Source organism: Clostridium acidisoli DSM 12555 (assembly GCF_900176305.1).
Taxonomy (GTDB): Bacteria; Bacillota; Clostridia; order Clostridiales; family Clostridiaceae; genus Clostridium_I; species Clostridium_I acidisoli.
Genome location: NZ_FWXH01000003.1, coordinates 72,541 through 90,050, shown reverse-complemented (window position 1 = coordinate 90,050; position 17,510 = coordinate 72,541). Strand labels below are relative to the sequence as shown.

11 protein-coding genes, 1 pseudogene and 2 other annotated features (1 of these 14 running past the window's edge) are annotated in these 17,510 nt (G+C 31.1%); all 12 genes and pseudogenes read right to left on the bottom strand.

Going from position 1 to position 17,510, the window contains the following annotated elements:
* Positions 1-154: 154 nt before the first annotated feature.
* A complete protein-coding gene (locus B8978_RS05565) occupies positions 155-4,462 on the bottom strand; it encodes a S8 family serine peptidase (protein WP_084114585.1) in 4,308 nt (1,435 codons plus the stop codon).
* A 150-nt stretch (positions 4,463-4,612) separates the two neighbouring features.
* Positions 4,613-6,976: an endonuclease MutS2 gene (locus B8978_RS05560; RefSeq protein ID WP_084114583.1), complete on the bottom strand. Its 2,364-nt coding sequence runs from the start codon at positions 6,974-6,976 to the stop codon at positions 4,613-4,615.
* A 2-nt stretch (positions 6,977-6,978) separates the two neighbouring features.
* The gene (locus tag B8978_RS05555; RefSeq protein ID WP_084114581.1) at positions 6,979-9,315 is read right to left on the bottom strand and encodes a U32 family peptidase; all 2,337 of its coding nucleotides are present in this window, start codon (positions 9,313-9,315) and stop codon (positions 6,979-6,981) included.
* Positions 9,316-9,878: 563 nt separating this feature from the next.
* Positions 9,879-10,127, bottom strand: coding sequence for a putative Se/S carrier protein (locus tag B8978_RS05550; protein WP_084114579.1), 249 nt, complete (start codon positions 10,125-10,127; stop codon positions 9,879-9,881).
* Positions 10,128-10,146: 19 nt separating this feature from the next.
* The gene (locus B8978_RS05545) at positions 10,147-11,283 is read right to left on the bottom strand and encodes an aminotransferase class V-fold PLP-dependent enzyme (protein ID WP_084114577.1); all 1,137 of its coding nucleotides are present in this window, start codon (positions 11,281-11,283) and stop codon (positions 10,147-10,149) included.
* A 93-nt stretch (positions 11,284-11,376) separates the two neighbouring features.
* Positions 11,377-11,940 (bottom strand): cell division protein ZapA, encoded by a 564-nt coding sequence (locus B8978_RS05540; protein WP_084114575.1) that lies wholly within the window; start codon positions 11,938-11,940, stop codon positions 11,377-11,379.
* Positions 11,941-12,059: 119 nt separating this feature from the next.
* Positions 12,060-14,438, bottom strand: coding sequence for a phenylalanine--tRNA ligase subunit beta (pheT, locus tag B8978_RS05535; protein ID WP_084114573.1), 2,379 nt, complete (start codon positions 14,436-14,438; stop codon positions 12,060-12,062).
* A gap of 22 nt (positions 14,439-14,460) precedes the next feature.
* Positions 14,461-15,480 carry a phenylalanine--tRNA ligase subunit alpha gene (gene pheS, locus B8978_RS05530; protein ID WP_084114571.1) on the bottom strand — a complete coding sequence of 340 codons (1,020 nt, stop codon included), beginning with the start codon at positions 15,478-15,480 and terminating at the stop codon, positions 14,461-14,463.
* A gap of 57 nt (positions 15,481-15,537) precedes the next feature.
* Positions 15,538-15,742, bottom strand: a binding site (T-box leader).
* A gap of 41 nt (positions 15,743-15,783) precedes the next feature.
* Positions 15,784-16,578: a TrmH family RNA methyltransferase gene (locus B8978_RS05525; protein WP_242950494.1), complete on the bottom strand. Its 795-nt coding sequence runs from the start codon at positions 16,576-16,578 to the stop codon at positions 15,784-15,786.
* Between the two features lie 36 nt (positions 16,579-16,614).
* Positions 16,615-16,974: a 50S ribosomal protein L20 gene (rplT, locus tag B8978_RS05520; protein WP_084114567.1), complete on the bottom strand. Its 360-nt coding sequence runs from the start codon at positions 16,972-16,974 to the stop codon at positions 16,615-16,617.
* Between the two features lie 25 nt (positions 16,975-16,999).
* Positions 17,000-17,197: a 50S ribosomal protein L35 gene (rpmI, locus tag B8978_RS05515; RefSeq protein WP_084114565.1), complete on the bottom strand. Its 198-nt coding sequence runs from the start codon at positions 17,195-17,197 to the stop codon at positions 17,000-17,002.
* A gap of 20 nt (positions 17,198-17,217) precedes the next feature.
* Positions 17,218-17,469: pseudogene (infC, locus tag B8978_RS20495) on the bottom strand (translation initiation factor IF-3); the annotation flags it as partial.
* Between the two features lie 5 nt (positions 17,470-17,474).
* Positions 17,475-17,510, bottom strand: a sequence feature (ribosomal protein L20 leader region) (it continues 74 nt past the right edge of the window).

Genomic DNA, 17,510 nt, shown 5'->3' with positions numbered 1-17,510 from the left:
TTTTTACTTTTCACCTTTATATACTCGTGTATTTTGCATCAATATTTAGCTTATATTGAAATTTTATCTATATTTTTTAACAACAAAAACTGTCTCAATTTTTAGCTTTGCTACTTTGAGACAGCCACATAATTATAATAGGGTTATTTAAGCATCAAAACTTCTCGTTTACTTTAGGGGCCTTTTTTCCAATAACTACAGGCATTTTTTGAACTAATGAATTCCCAAACCTATCTTTTACTTCAATAGTCACAATATCATTATTTTTTACTTTTAACCTATAATTAAAGTACTGCAAATTGCTTGTACCAAGATTTGAATCGTAACTCGAACTTAATATTTCATTTCCATCTATATATAGAAAATATCCCTCTGTATTATCATAAACTGAGCCAATTAAATCAACATAGTTTTTATTCGTATATATTTTTCCATCTTCCCCCAGCAGCGGTTTTGTTAATGTTAGTTTAGGAGCATAGGAATCGTATAGCACATCATAGGCATAATTACTCACTACAGTTCCATCTACATCTTCAGCATATACCAAAAATTTATTTGTTCCTTGCTTTAATTTAAATGCCTTAGAGAATGTCAAGTTGTCTTCTACTCTAATATTAACCCCATTGATTTGAAAAACTTTAGGTTTATGATTTACAGTTCCACTAATCATTAGGTTATCATTTTTAATTTCTTCTGGCGCTATAACGTCATACCCATGTAGATCATTAAAGCTAATATTCAATGGTTCATCTTTTAAATTTGCAATTATATGATACAATCTACTTGAACTATTATTTACACCATCCACTGCCTCTATTGTTAGATCAGTATTACCTGAAACCGGAATCACATAATTAAACTCTCCAGTATTTTTATTAAATTCATCATCACTTAGTGTCGTACCATTTATAATAACTTGATTTTTATCTGAAAAGCCTTCAAACTTAGCTTCACCTGTTACAGTCACATTGTTTTTATTAGTTTTAAAAGTATTATTCAAGTCAAAACTTGGACTTGTTATACTTATCTCCGGATCTTTTGTTTGAAGTATAACTTTATAACTAATGGTTTCTCCTAATAAATTTCCCTTTTTATCATATGCATTTACATCTATTTGATTGTTTCCTTCATGTAATTTAATAGCTGCTGTAAAATTCTTTTTATCTATCTGTTCATTAGCACCATTTATCTTTAAACTTTTAACCTTACCACTAACTATTCCTTCCACATTAAACTTTCCATTTTCATTCAATGAAGTTTTTCCAATAACCTCCCCATTATATATGTTTTGAACTATTACTGGTGTATCTATAGCCATACTTGCAGTTCCAACATTTCCTGCATAATCTGCCACACCTACTTCAACTTCATTTGTTTCACCTTTTTGCAGATTTATTGTACAACTATATGTGTCTAATTGGCTATCATATTGTATTGGAGATCTGCTTTCATCAACTTGTACACCATTTACCATTACAACATTTGAAGCCACATTTACCCCAACGCCCTTGTCTTTTTCCTTCCAAATTAATTTGTAAGGTGAGTTTATATCCGTGGTTGGCTTAGATTTTATTTTTATCTCAGGTGCAACTGTATCAACTTTTATAGGCATATAAGTCACTTGCTTTTCTGCATCTTTTAAATCTATAGCTGTTATAAATTTATAATAATAATCTCCATCCAAAGCTGTCTCCATTGAACCTGTCTTGGCATTGTACAACTTTCCATCCCATTGTCCTATGTTGTAAATGTTAGCTCCACCATCACCGTCTTGATTATCTATTAAATCTTTTGTTAATTTATTGTCTGTAGACAATTGTCTTAAGACCTTTTCATTTCCATTATTCTTATTAACTATATCTACTTCCATTGTTCTCGCATTTCTAAGAAAACTTAATTCAGGTGTTACTGTATCCTCATTTCCATCACCATTTGGTGAAAATGCAATTTTATTTGTATCTACTGTTCCATCTGCTGTTACTCCTAAATAATTTTGTTGACCAAATACATTGCTTATAAGTCCTTCTTCCCCTAAAATTGTTTTATCATTCCAAAGTGGCTTATCAAGTATATCAGGTTTAGAGTAATCTCCATAGAAACCTAAATATGGTACATTTAGCGATGGTATATTGCTATTGCTACTATTAAACTTAACATATCCTTCAACAAACTGTTCTTCTTTAAAACTCTGTGGAAGCTTAATTGTAACTGTTACCTTTGCCTGACCATTTGCTGGTATTAGAACGGTATTAGAACTAAAGTTCATTGAAGAGCCGTCAATACTATAGTCTGAAAAATGTCCCGCTGCATCAGTTATCTTTTCGGATAGAACCCCTCCATTTTCCAACGTGTATGTAACGTCAGTATTTCCATAGTTCTTTAAGTTTAGATTAAAAGTAGTACTATTTCCTATTTCCTTTAAGGCAACATCTGCTTCCCCATTATCATCAGTTGCAATTACATTATTATTTATTGCATCTTGAACCTGAATAATACCGGCTCCCTGCCTTCTTGGTGAATACGGAACAATTGAATTATTTTTATCCATTAATACTTTTGAAGTATTAATGGCTGTGTCCTTCACTAACTTGATTAAATCCCTTCCAGAAACATCTATTTTTTTTGCCTTTTCTGCTTCTAAAATTAATGCCTCTGAACCAGAAACATTAGGTGCTGCCATAGATGTTCCACTCATACTAGTGTATTTATTGTCATTTTGTGTAGAATAAATATTACCACCTGGTGCAGAAATATCTGGTTTAAAGCCTAAACTTGGCGTTGGCCCCCAAGAAGTAAAAGGTGACATGTCATTTGCTAGACTATTAGTAGTTGCAACCTTAGTTCCATCAATACTTATATTTAGATTATTAGATATTAAACTCTTTAATTTGAGTCCATCATCATGTCCAATTCCAATTGATGGTATAGTAATAGATGCATCTACACTCATTGTTAAGGGATCATCACTACCACCACTGGAAATATCTTTATCATAAATTATTGCCCCTGCTGCTTTAGCATCTTCAGCATCAAGAATTTTTTGTGAAAAAGTTAAGTTACCGCCCCTTTCAATCAAGGCTATTTTTCCTGCAACATCTTTCCCTGTAAAATCTGCCTCTGCACCTAAATTACAATCAACAATACTGTGATTTTCTTTAAGTGTTACTTCTGGTACACCACTACCGTCCGAATAATTTAAAGTTCCACTGGTGCTGCTAGAAGAATATTTAAGTTGCCTCGCTACCTTATTTGTATTTTCATAAGATGCAACTGTAAGTGCATCATCTGCAACTCCAGGATCTCCTACAGTTCCTGTGTCCACTTCATTTAGAAGATTTGTCTGTGGTGAATTCCAACTTGAATTTGTAGATGATATAGCTGAATTTCCTGCTGAAATTACAACTAATGTACCTTTATCCGTAGCATTTTTTACGGCTTTTTGTTCAGGATCATTTGGATCTTCAAACCCAGAATCTGAACCTAAGCTCATATTTATTATGTCTGCATGATGCAGCACAGAATCTTCAATTGCAGAAATCAGATCATCATCATATGCTGACTGTTGATTTTCAGGATTGTTGGAAAAAACCTTCATAGCTAAAAGTTGTGCCTCTGGGGCTATACCTTGAACAGCCTTAAACGAAGCACTATCTTCATCATTTCCGTTTGCTGCTACTATTCCTGCAACATGCATTCCATGTTGTTCTGTTTTATTATAATCTATTATATTTTGATTTTCATCAGCAAAATTGTATCCATATGGTACCTTGTCCGTAAAGAACTTACCTTTACCCCCCATTTTTGAAACATCTGAAGAATGAAGTTTTTCCTTTGTAGTATCAGTTATTTTCATATCCTTATGGGTATAATCTATACCAGTATCTATTATGGACACCACCATACCTTCTCCTTTATACCCAAGATTTTTCCATGCACTATAAACTTGTGTAAGATTCTTAGCAAAATACATATCTGGATGATATACCTTTGCTTCAGTAACATTTTGAACTCCTGACATCCCCTTAATTTTGTTAATATCACTTCTCTTTACATCAGCACTAAACCCATTTATAAGATATCCAAAAGATTTTTTAATTTTTGCTCCAGGCAATGCTTGTACACTTTGAAGTACATTTTGCTGCGATGCTTTTACTTCAGCTATACTTTTCGAAGCATTTTCGGCTGCTGGGCTCTCTTGAAGTTGTACAATAACTCTTACAGTTCCATTGGAGCTATTGTTATTTAATGGTGCATTTTCATTAAAGGTATCGTAACCTTTCTTATTACTTTTTATAGACTCCCCCTTAATTTTATTTGATATTGCACTAACCATTACTGCTTTTAAATCATTATTGTTTACATCCTCTGCCTTTACACTTTTTTTTAAGTCTGTAAAATTTAAAACTGAAGCAAATATTAATACTAAACTCATGACAAATATACTCTGTCCTCTTTTTTTCATGAAACCTCCCCCTAAATTGTAAAATTATTATATTTTTCTTAACATTTTACTCTTTATTTTTCCAATAAGCAACTCTAATACTGTTATTAGGTTGCCTATATTACTAAAAAAATCACCCTCTTATACAAAGTATAAAAGGGTGATTCACTTCTATTTTAATTCAACTACTGTAACTCCACTTCCGCCTTCTCCATAATTACCTAATCTATATGTCTTAACATGCTGATGCTTTTTAAGCATATCATTGATAGCATTTCTAAGTACACCAGTACCTTTACCGTGTATAATAATTACGCTACCAAGCCCGCCAACACAGGCATCATCCAAATATTTATCAACTGAATATATTGCCTCCTCAGCATCCATACCTCTTAAATCAATAGAAGAGTCTACTTGCTTTAGGTTAAGCTTAACCTCTCTTTTCTTTATTTTCTTTATCTTAGCATCCTCTTTAAAATTTTTATTTGATCTTAAATCTTTAAGTTTAACATTTATTTTCATTATACCTGCCTGAATTTGAACTTCTCCTCTATTGTCAGGTTTTGATAGGATTATGCCCTTCATATTTAAGGAAGGTATGTAAACTTCCTGACCTTCTTCTACCTTTGTTAATGAACTACCTTCAGCTTCATTCTCAAATTCATTTTCATATGCTTTGTCTAGCTTTTCTTTAAGTTTTTTTCTCTCATTTTCAAGTTTTGCTCTAGCATCTGAAGAATAACCTAACCTCTCCATCTCTCTAATATTTTTTAGGATTGTATCTGCTTCTTCTTTAGCTTCTACGATAATCTTTTTAGCTTCTCTTTTTCCTTCAACAAGAGCTCTTTCCCTTGTGTTATTTAAGCCATTTAGTTTTTTTTCATATTTTTCTTTATATCTTTCTGCTTCAGCTTTTAATATTTCTGACTTTCTGGAATTTTCTTCTGCTCTTATACTTTTCTCCTGAAGTTTTTGAATCAAGTCCTCAAATCTAAGATTTTCACTGGCAATTCCACTTCTTGCATCGTCAATAACATAATCCGGTAATCCTAATCTTTTAGATATTTCAAAAGCATTTGACTTTCCTGGAACTCCAATTAGTAGTCTATAAGTTGGTCTTAATGTTTCCACGTCAAATTCAACTGAAGCATTTTCAACACCTTCTGTTCTTAATGCATAGGCTTTAAGTTCACTATAATGAGTAGTAGCTAATATCTTTGTATCTCTTTTTCTCAAATTTTCAAGTATTGATACTGCAAGTGCTGCACCTTCTGTTGGATCTGTTCCAGCTCCAAGTTCATCAAAAAGCACTAAAGAATCTATATCTGCTTTTTCCATTATTTTAACTATATTTGTCATATGTGAAGAAAAAGTAGATAAACTTTGTTCTATACTCTGCTCATCACCAATATCTGCAAAAACTTCTTTAAAAAAACTTACAGTAGAATTTTCACGGGCTGGTATTAAAATTCCACTCATAGCCATAAGTTCTAAAAGTCCTATAGTCTTAAGTGTTACTGTTTTACCTCCTGTATTTGGACCTGTAACAACTAAAGAAGTAAATTCGCGGCCAAGATATACGTCCATAGAAACAACTTTTAAAGGATCTATAAGAGGGTGTCTACCTTGTACTATATCAATTATTCCATCTTCATTTACAAGTGGACATATTGCTCCGATTTCACTTGCATATTTAGCCTTTGCAAATATAAAATCAAGTTCATAAACAATATTTGCATTGTTTTTCACGAAATCAATATTGTCATATACTCTTTCCGAAAGCTCCCCTAGTATTCTGTTTATTTCAGCCTTTTCCTTAAGCATCAATTCCTTTATTTCATTATTCAAGTTTACAAGTCCCATTGGTTCAATAAAAAGTGTGGCTCCTGAAGAGCTCTGATCATGTACAAGTCCAGGAACTTGTCCTTTGTATTCTGACTTCACTGGAATTACATACCTGTCGCCTCTTATAGTATATATGTTTTCCTGTAGATAATTTGAATAACTCCTTACCATGGAATTTACTTTATCTTTCACTGAAGTTGTTTTATCTTTAAGTGTTTTTCTTATATTAAATAAAGTTATACTCGCTCTATCTGCTATTTCTTCTTCACTTACTATAGCTTTTAAAATGGCCTCCTCCAATTGCTTAACTGGCGTTATTCCAACACATACATCCTCTAAGACTCTAAGATTATCCTCATCTTCTCTATTATGAATATAATCCTTAAATCTTCTAGCACACCTTTCTATGTTAGCTATTCTTAAAAGCTGAAGCGGCATAAGTGTAAAACCTTTTTCAGCCATAGAAATCCCTTCTCTAACATCATAAGCTCCTTCAAAAGGTGGTGAACCCTTTTTCATTAAAAGACTCAAAGCCTCATTTGTTTCTTCCAAATGTTCTTTAACTTCATAAAGACTGTTATACGGTTCAAGTTCATCTATTAGTTCTTTAGCTGCACTTGTTGCAGTAAATTTTTTTATTATATCCTTTATTTTATAAAATTCTAAAACTTTTAATGCCTTTTTGTTCAAACCTATTCAACTCCTCGTCTATAATGGCCACGTGTATATTTCTTATGGGAAAGATTTCTTCCATTTTTATACGAATTAAGTATAACTTTAACTTCTTCCTTGTCTTCATCTATAAAATCAATTCTAAACCCAATATTTCCAATATTATTTATATCCTTAATATTATCCAAAAGATTTATGGGCATAGAATTATATATATGGCTTCTACAATAGTTATCTGTTCTAATTAGAAATTCTTCATTTTTTCTATCCTTAAGTTTGTATTCTCCATTTATGCATTCATTTTTGCAATTGTGTTCAGAATTTTTTCCACCTAAAACACTTCCAATAGGGCAATGTTCGCTTACCATTGTTTCAAGTTTCCCATATATAATAATACTGCAAGGAATTGGTGAATTCTTTATTATTTCATTAATCTCTCCTCTGTTCAACTCAACACTTAAAAATGTTCCCTTTAAAATATTACTATAAAAGTCTAAAGAATATTTATTAAATATATTAAGCTTATAGTCTCCTATTATATCTGTTTTGTCTTTAAATTCATTTATTATTCCTGCATTAGCTGTAATGATTCCCCTAACATTCAAAATATTTTTATCAATAAAACTGCATATGGATTTAAATTCGTCTTTTATTATATTGGGAACTTTAAGATATAAGTCTATATCTTTCATACTATCTATTGAAATATCACATTTTTTATTAAAAAAATCAATAATAAATGTTTTTATCCCGAATTCTTTACAAGCCTCTAGTTGTTCCTTGTTATAAACAGCTACCATCAATTTTTCCATGGTATTATCTTGTTTTTTATTTCTATTAAAATCTAAATTTTTCTTAGCTACACGCTTATTATTTTCATATATTCCTTGCAATATACTATTTATAAGTTCCCGTCTTGTATTGTTTATTGATGAAACTGGCAAAAATCCTTGTTCAAAACATGTAAACTCAATACCATCAATATTAAATGGAGTATTCCCTGTCTTAATAAGATTCTCTTTTACCTTTTCCAATTCTAATGGTTTTTTAATGGCTTTTTGAACTATTTCCCCTTTAACATTAAACTGTTTATCATTATAAACACAACTTAGCTCAAAAGATTCACCTATTTTAAAATAGCATTTTATATTTAAATCTATTTTTCTTTCATATATACTTTTATAACTATCTGATAAATTCTGTAGAAGTAAAAAATCAGCTGTTTTATACAATTTATCATTGAATTTATATTCAATAGGCATAAGTTTTACAGTATCTCCTACCTTTGCCTCAGTAACTTCTATGGAATTTTTTATTATCTTTGAAACAGTGAAGCCTCCTTCATCTACTCTAACGCCATCTTTAATCCTTATGTCTTCTTTAAGTTCAATAGACAAATCCTTAGCTACGTCGCCTAAATAAACCCCCATATTTTTAGGAAATTTATATGCCATCATATCCTTTCCTACATTGCCATACATATATGCCTTTGAAAAACCTTCTCTATTGAAAAGCTGCAAAAGTTTCTTTGTTTCCTTTTCATAATCAAATTCTTTTTTTTCATAAGCATAATCAATTGCTTTTCTATATATGCTCACTACACCAGCTACATACTCTGGTCTCTTCATACGTCCTTCTATTTTAAGTGAAGAAGTCTTGGATTTTATTATACTTGGAACATCTTGAAGTGTGCATATATCCTTAGGGCTTAGAACATATCCCTTAAATTTTGTATCCCCGTTGTCATCAATTAAATCGTAAGGCATTCTGCATGTTTGAGCACACCTTCCTCTATTTCCACTTCGTCCTCCTATTAAACTGCTCATAAGACATTGACCTGAATAGCATATACAAAGAGCACCATGAACAAAAATCTCGGTTTCAATATTTAAATCCTTTGAGATGTATTCAATTTCTTCTAAAGAAAGTTCCCTTGAAAGTACTATTCTACTAAAACCTAAATTTCTAAAAAACTTTGCTCCTTCTCCATTATGTATAGTCATTTGAGTTGATGCATGAAGTTCAAAATCAGGGAAATTTTGTCTTATTAAGTATGTGAGTCCTAAATCTTGAACTATAAGTGCATCTATACCTATTTCATATAAAAACTTTACGTAATTTAGTACATCCTTCATCTCACCATCTTTTATCAATGTATTGACTGTTATATAAACTTTAACACCATATGCGTGGCAATAATTTACTGCATCTATCATGTTTTCGTCATCAAAATTAGAAGCATAAGCTCTAGCTGAAAACCTGCTTCCACCTAAATAAACCGCGTCTGCTCCATTTTGCACCGCTGCATGTAAACTATCAAGACTACCACATGGTGCAAGTAATTCTATCTTTTTCATATTTTCATCTCTCCTAAGCTATAATCCTTATTATACAATAAGTTATCCTAAATTTAAAATAATATTAAGAAAGTAAAATGAATGGTTTTACCGATTGCTTCGCACGTTAAAAGGTGAAGGGTTTACTGATAAATCAGTAAAGGCTAAGGAAATTTTTCCTCCTACGTCAGAAAAATAATGAATTTAAATATATATCTTAGTATATAAAGATAACTCTACTATGTAGTTTAACCGTAGGTTTTTGTTTTAGGCGTAGCCTTTAGTGTTTGTATAATAGTTTAATTTGCTAATAAATACTTATCATTGAAAACTGGCGACCTTCGGTCAAAAATGAATGGCAATATAATTTAGATTATACATTTTAATTTCAAAGATTTTTCGAAGCATAGCGTAGAAAAATCATCTATAGCTCTTTCCAACGGAAAACCCATCACCTTTGACCAGCAAAGCGCCTGTTAAACCCTTCACCTCGCTTTAGCGACCCTTAACCTTTTCACCGCGAAGCATTGGTGAAAACCTTTCACCCGTACTTCGCAATTTTTTTATATTATGATAAACAAACTTTATGCTTTAACATATTTATTTTGATTATTAATAGTGTATATTCCCTTTATTATAGCTCCTATCTTTTTTACTTCGTTAATCACAACATCATTATCTTTACTATCATATATAATTGATTTTGTACATCCCTTTAATATTTCTGCTGGTGTGGATACAAGTTCTATATTTATACCTATTTTATCAAGTTCATTATATATAAAAGCAGCTTGACTATTAGATGCAAAAACCATTATATATTTTTTTGCCATAATACCAACTCCTATAGTTCTAGTTATTTCCTATATATATTAATGCATTAATTAGCTTCTCAATGTCATCAACTGTATTAAAATAACCTAAACTTATCCTAACAGTTCCATACTCTTCAGTTCCTATTACCTTATGAATAAGCGGTGCACAATGATATCCAGTTCTAACAGCAATATTTTCTTTATTAAGCAAATACCCAACCTTTGAACTATCAATATTAGAAACGTTAATTGACACTACAGCAGCCCTATTTTTTGCAGATTTAAGTCCATACACTTTAATAAAAGAGAGTTTTGTTAACTCCTCTAAAAGATATTCTGTTAGTTTTTCTTCATACTCTCTTATATTTTTTGTTCCAATTTTTTTTATGAACTTTATTCCTTCACCAAGTCCTACTATTCCAGGAGTATTTAGTGTTCCACTTTCAAATTTGTCCGGTAAAAATTCCGGTTGAATCATCTCACTTGAATTACTACCTGTTCCTCCTGAAATAAACTCTTTTAATTTAATGCCTTCCTTTACATAAAGTGCCCCTGTTCCTTGAGGCCCAAGTAACCCTTTATGCCCTGGAAAGGCAAGCAAATCAATATTAGATCTTTTAACATCAATATTAAAAACTCCTGCTGTTTGTGATGCATCAACCATAAAAGTAATACCCTTGTTTTTCGCAATAGCACCTATCGTATCTATATCTTGAACAGTTCCTAGTACATTTGAACCATGATTTATTACTATTAATTTTGTATTAACTTTTATACTATTCTCTAGCATTTTTAAATTTAAAAGTCCAAACTCGTCCACATCTAATAAAGTTGTTTCTATACCTTCATCCTTAAGATAATTTAAAGGTCTTAAAACTGAATTATGCTCTATAACTGTAGTTATTACATGATCCCCTTTTTTTAAAAATCCCTTTAAAGCTATATTTATTCCTTCTGTTGCATTAACAGTAAACACTACATTAAATGGATTATCTATATTAAAAAGTGAGCTTATCTCACTTCTAGTTTCAGCAATTTTTGTTGACGCCCTTAATGACATATCGTGTGAACTACGCCCAGGGTTTGCAGCATAATTTTTCATACAATTTATTACTTCATCATAAACTTCATTTGGTTTAGGAAAAGTTGTGGCAGCATTGTCTAAGTAAATCATAAGTCATCACCCCTAAGATTTATTTGTTCTTATTTAGTATATTCAAAATTAGAAATAATGTTAAAAAAATAAAGGTTAAATTAAACTCAACCTTTATTTTTTCTCATTCATATACTTAATATATTCTTTTTTTGTTTTTGCAAGAAGTATTTGATTCTCTAAGTACTTATTTTCCAAATCAATTAATTTGTATTTAGCAGATTGTAAATTAAATTTAAGTTTTTTATTGTCATCTTTAAGCTTGTCTATTTTTTCTATATCTTTTTCAATAGATACAATGTGATGATTTAATCTTTCAATTTCTTTTTCTTTTTCATCGTCGTGACTTTCAACAACAACTTTATTTATTTGACTTTTAAGTTTTTCTTTTTCCTCATTTAGATTACTTATTTCCTTGTTTAAACTATTGGCTTTATTTTTGAGCTCCTCCACTTCATCGGAAAGCTTTTCATTATATTCATTGCTTTTATATAACTCATCAGCTAAATTCATGGCAGTCAAAATCGCAGCTTCTGATGTGCTAAGTTTTGGATTATTCTCCATAATGTTTTTTATCTTTTTATCTACATAATTACCAACTGTATGTAGATACTCTTCTTTTTCATCGCCAACTAATTGATATTCTTTATTATTCACTCTTACAGTAACTGAACTCATGAAAACACCCTCTTAGTTTTATCTTAATTAATTTTACCATATTATTAGCAACTATACAATTAGGGACATAAAAGAAAATAACAAGTCAGTATACTAACTTGTTATTTTCAATGTATCTTTTATCTAATCTTTGCTCCTAATGTGTATTCAAGAGTACTTAATATTTTCTTGTGAACTTTTTCTACGTCTTTATCTGTAAGTGTTTTATTTTCACTTCTATAAGTTATAGAATAAGCAACGCTCTTCTTACCATCTGGTATCTGTTTTCCTTTATATACGTCAAACAACTTATAGTTTTCAACTATGTTTCCACCATGTCTTTTAATTACATCTTCAATTTGCTGAACTAAAATCTCATCATCTAGTAATAAGGCCATATCACGTGTAACTGCTGGGAATTTTGGCAAAACCTTGTATCTTCTGTCAATTATAGCCTTTTCAATAATAAAATCCAAATCAATTTCTGCAATATAACATTCCACATCGATTCCATAGTTTGAAGTCACATCTGGATGGATTTCACCAAGTGTAGCAACAACATTGTTCTTTACTTTAGCTACGGCAGTTTTTCCTGGATGGTAACTAACATTAGAAGTTTCTCTCTCATAAGACACGTTATTAATTCCAATCACTTCAAATATATTTTCTACTATTCCTTTTAAATCAAGATAATCTGCCTTACCGTATATACCTACAGTAATCATATTCTTTTCTTTTGGTATTTCACCTTTAATTTCACTTGGAATATAATTTTTACCAATTTCAAATAATCTAACTATATCATTATTTCTAGAATAATTTCTAGCAAGTGCCTCCATCATAGATGGGATTGTAGTGGTTCTCATTATGCTATAATCTTCACCTAATGGATTTCTTATTTCTACTGCGTTTCTCAAGCTACTATCTTTAGGCAGTTGTATTTTATCAAAAACCTTTGGGCTTACAAAAGAGTAACATATAGCCTCACTAAGTCCACATGCTATTAAGCCATCTACAACCATGTTTTTGATTATTTGATTTTTGTACCTGCCTGTTCTTATACTTGATACTCTAAGGTCTGTTGATTTTACTTTGTTGTATCCATAAATTCTTACGATTTCTTCTGCAACATCTTCTCTAATATTAATATCTCCTCTAAAAGTAGGAACATTAACTATTAACTTATCTCCTGATATTTCAGTTTTAAGTTCTAATCTATCAAGATAACTTTTCATTTCTTCCTTAGAAAGTTTTAAACCAAGGAATGTATTCACCCAATTTGAATCAACTTCCACAGAATGTTCCTTTACCTTGTTTTCATATATATCGATAGTTCCCTCTATTATTTCTCCAGCACCAATTTGGACAATTAAATTGCAAGCTCTATTCATTGCTATTTCTGCAAGATTTGGATCTAAATCTTTTTCAAATCTTCCTGAAGCCTCGGTTCTTATATTTAAATTCTGAGATGATACTCTTATGTTAGTACCATCAAAATTAGCACTCTCAAAAATTATTTCAGTTGTATCTTCTTTTACCTCTGAATTAAGTCCCCCCATAATTCCAGCAATGCCTATAGTTTCGTTACCATCTCTTATAGTCAAAACATTTGAATTAAGTACTCTTTCTGTTTCATCTAAAGTTGTAAATTTCTCACCTTCACTTGCTCTTTCAACCACAATTGTATTTGCTTTTATCGTTCTTCTGTCATAAGCATGCAATGGCTGACCAAGTTCAAGCATTACAAAATTAGTTATATCCACAATATTATTAATTGGTCTAACACCAGCTTGTAAAAGCCTTTCAGCCATCCATGCTGGAGAATCTTGTATTTTAATATTTTTTACACCTCTTGCCATATATCTTTTGCAAAGAGGGTCTTTAACTTCTACTTTCACCTCGTCATTAATATTATCGCTACAAGCAGTTTTGTAATCTAATGGCGGCAGTTTATAACTTGTGTTCAAAGTAGCAGCAGTTTCTCTTGCCATTCCAACAATACTTAGACAATCTGGTCTATTTGAAGTTATCTCAAAATCTATAATTGCATTATCTAAGTCCAAAACCTCTTTTATGTTTTTCCCTACTTCTGTATCTTTATCTAATATCATAAGTCCGTGGACAGTTCCTTCTTCTGCAAGTCCTAGTTCTTCCTCAGAACACATCATACCATTTGAAGGAACACCTCTTAATTTACCTTTTTTTATCTTTACTCCTCCAGGCAAACTAGAACCATGAAGTGCTACTGGGACAATATCATTTTCTTTCATGTTTTTTGCGCCTGTTACTATTTGAATTGGTTCATCTTTTCCAACCTCAATTTGACATATAACTAATTTTTCAGCATCTGGATGAGGTTCTATTTTTAGTATCTTTCCTGTTACAACGTTTTGTATCTCATCTCCGCTAGTAATTACTTCCTCTACCTTTGAACCGGATAGAGTAAGAAGATCTCCTAATTTTTTTGCGTCTATATTTATATCAACATAGTCTTTTAAAAAACTTACTGGTACTTTCATTTAAATTCCTCCATATTCATTATTAAAATTGCTTTAAAAATCTCATGTCACTTTCATAAAGTTGTCTTATATCATCTATTCCAAGCGTCTGCATAACTATTCTATCAAGTCCAACACCAAAAGCAAAACCACTATAGACTTCTGGATCTATTCCACAATTTCTTAAAACCTGTGGATGAACCATTCCGCATCCATACATTTCTATAAAACCTTCACCTTTGCACACTTTACATCCTTCTCCACCACATGCAAAACATGATATATCAAGTTCTGCTGATGGTTCTGTAAATGGGAAGTGATGTGGTCTAAATTTAGTCTTAACATTATCACCAAACATCTTTTTAATGTACATTTCAAGAGTTCCCTTCATATCTGCAAAAGTAATTCCCTTGTCTATAACTAAACCTTCTACCTGGTAAAATATTGGTGAATGAGTTGCATCTGCGGCATCAGCTCTATATACCTTTCCAGGGGAAATCATCTTAATTGGAGGTTTTTGATTAAGCATTGTTCTTATTTGAACCGGAGATGTTTGGGTTCTAAGAACTATATTATCATCAATATAAAAAGTATCTTGTTCGCCTCTTGCTGGATGATTTTTAGGAATGTTAAGCATTTCGAAATTATAGTTGTCATATTCTACTTCAGGACCATCTTCAACTGTAAATCCCATAGAAATGAATATTTCTTCTGTTTTCTTTAAAGTTATATCTAGAGGGTTTCTGTGTCCAATAGTCTGTTTTCTTCCTGGCATAGAAATATCTATAATCTCATTTTTAAGCTTTTGCTCTTTTTCTTTTTGCTTTATTGTATTTATGCCTTCATTAATTATATTTTCTATTTTTTCTCTTACTTCATTTGCAATTTTACCAACTTCAGGTCTTTCCTCCTTAGAAAGACTTCCCATTCCTCTTAATATCTGAGTAAGTTCACCTTTCTTCCCAAGAAATTTTACCTTTAAACTTTCAAGTTCTTCTTTACTTGTAGCTTCTTTAAGCTGCTTAGCTGCAGCATTTTTGATTTCTTCTAACTTTTCTTTCATAATAATTTCTCCTTAACCTAAATTTTATCAGCAAAAAATAAAAAGGACACTCATCCCACAAGGGACGGAGTATCCGCGGTACCACCCTAATTGACAATTGTCCTCTTAAGAATATAACGGTTTTAACCGCTGAAAGCTACTTCATTTCACTAACAGAACTCTGGAGTGAACTTCAACATTTTTAACCTAAAAAGACTTTCAGTCACTGATCTTTTCTTCCTAAAGGTTTTAATATGCCTACTTTCTCCTTCAATGTTTTAATATTAAACTTATATATTATTATATACACTTAATATAAATATTTCAACTGTTTTTCTGCCTCACAACTTCAAACATCATAATTCCTGCTGCTATTCCAACATTTAATGACTCAGCATTACCCGGCATTGGGATTTTTACTTTTTCATCAGAAAGTCTATAGATTTCATCACTTACTCCATTTCCTTCATTACCTACTGCTATAATTACCTTAGTATTTAAGTCTATATCATAAAAATTTTTATCTGTGTCTAATGAACTAGTTACAAGTTTAAATGAATTTTCTTTTAGTTTATTTAAAAACCTCAAGTCTTCATCAATAATTACCGGTATTTTAAATATAGATCCCATAGTTGCTCTTAATGTTTTTTCATTATATATATCAACCGTTCCCTTTGTTAAAATAACACCATTAGCCCCAGCAGCATTAGCAGTTCTTATTATCGTTCCCATATTACCTGGATCTTGAACTTTATCCGCCAAAACATAAAATCCATTTTGTACATTTGCATTTACTTCTTTATTATTAACAACGGCCAAAATTCCCTGCGGTCCTTCAGTGCTGCATAAATTTTTAAATACACTTTCTGACACTATTATTTCATTTATGTTTTTGTCTATTTTTAAATCAATAAATCTCTCACGAACATTCTCATTAATTATCACATATTGAACTTCAAAATCAGATTCCAAAGCTTCCTTAACAAATCTAAGGCCTTCTACAATGAATTTATTATTTATGTTTCTATGCCTTTTTTCGTGCAGTTTTTTTATTTCTTTTATTGTCTTATTATCTTTACTTCTTATAACTTCATCAGGCATTTTAATCAATCCTCGCATGTATAAAAAAACAGCCCTCAGGCTGTTTTTTATGTATTAAGCGTTTATTTGTTTCTTAGCCGCTTCTACTAATTCTGCGAAAGCTTTTGGATCATTAATAGCTATTTCAGAAAGCATCTTTCTATTCATATCAATTCCTGCTAATTTCATTCCGTTCATGAATCTTGAATAAGAAAGTCCATTTATTCTTGTAGCTGCATTTATTCTAGCTATCCAAAGTTTTCTGAAATCTCTCTTTTTTAATCTTCTTCCAACATAAGCATTTCTTAAAGCTCTTACAACACTTTCGTTAGCTGTTTTAAATAACTTACTTTTTCCACCGTAGTAGCCTTTTGCAAGTTTTAATACTTTTTTATGATTTTTACGAGCGTTAACAGCTCTTTTTACTCTTGCCATTTATACAACCTCCTCTTTACCACCATTAAAGGTATGGTAATAATTTTTTCATTGTCTTTTCTTGTGTTACAGAAACATAACCAGTTTTTCTTAAGTTTCTCTTAGTTTTTGTACTTTTCTTTGTTAGTATGTGACTTCTAAAAGCTTTTGCTCTTTTTAACTTTCCAGTTCCTGTTAATTTAAATCTTTTAGCTGCAGCTCTTTTTGTCTTCATTTTTGGCATAATAAATTTCCTCCCCTCAACTATGCTCTTTTAGGAGCTAAAAACATTATCATATTTCTTCCTTCTAACTTTGCATGTTCTTCAATAATGCAGACTTCTTCTATTTAGACACAAAATTATCTAACATAATTTTACCTTTTAACTGAGTAATAGGATTCTCTTCCTCTTAATCTCAAAGTAACTTTAACTTTGTCTCCATCTATTAAAAACTTTTTAGCATTATTAGCTTTTATCATTATATAGTGTTTTTCAATTATTGCACTTAACTTTATTTAATTGCACAATAAAAGAGCGACAAATGCCGCTCTTAATA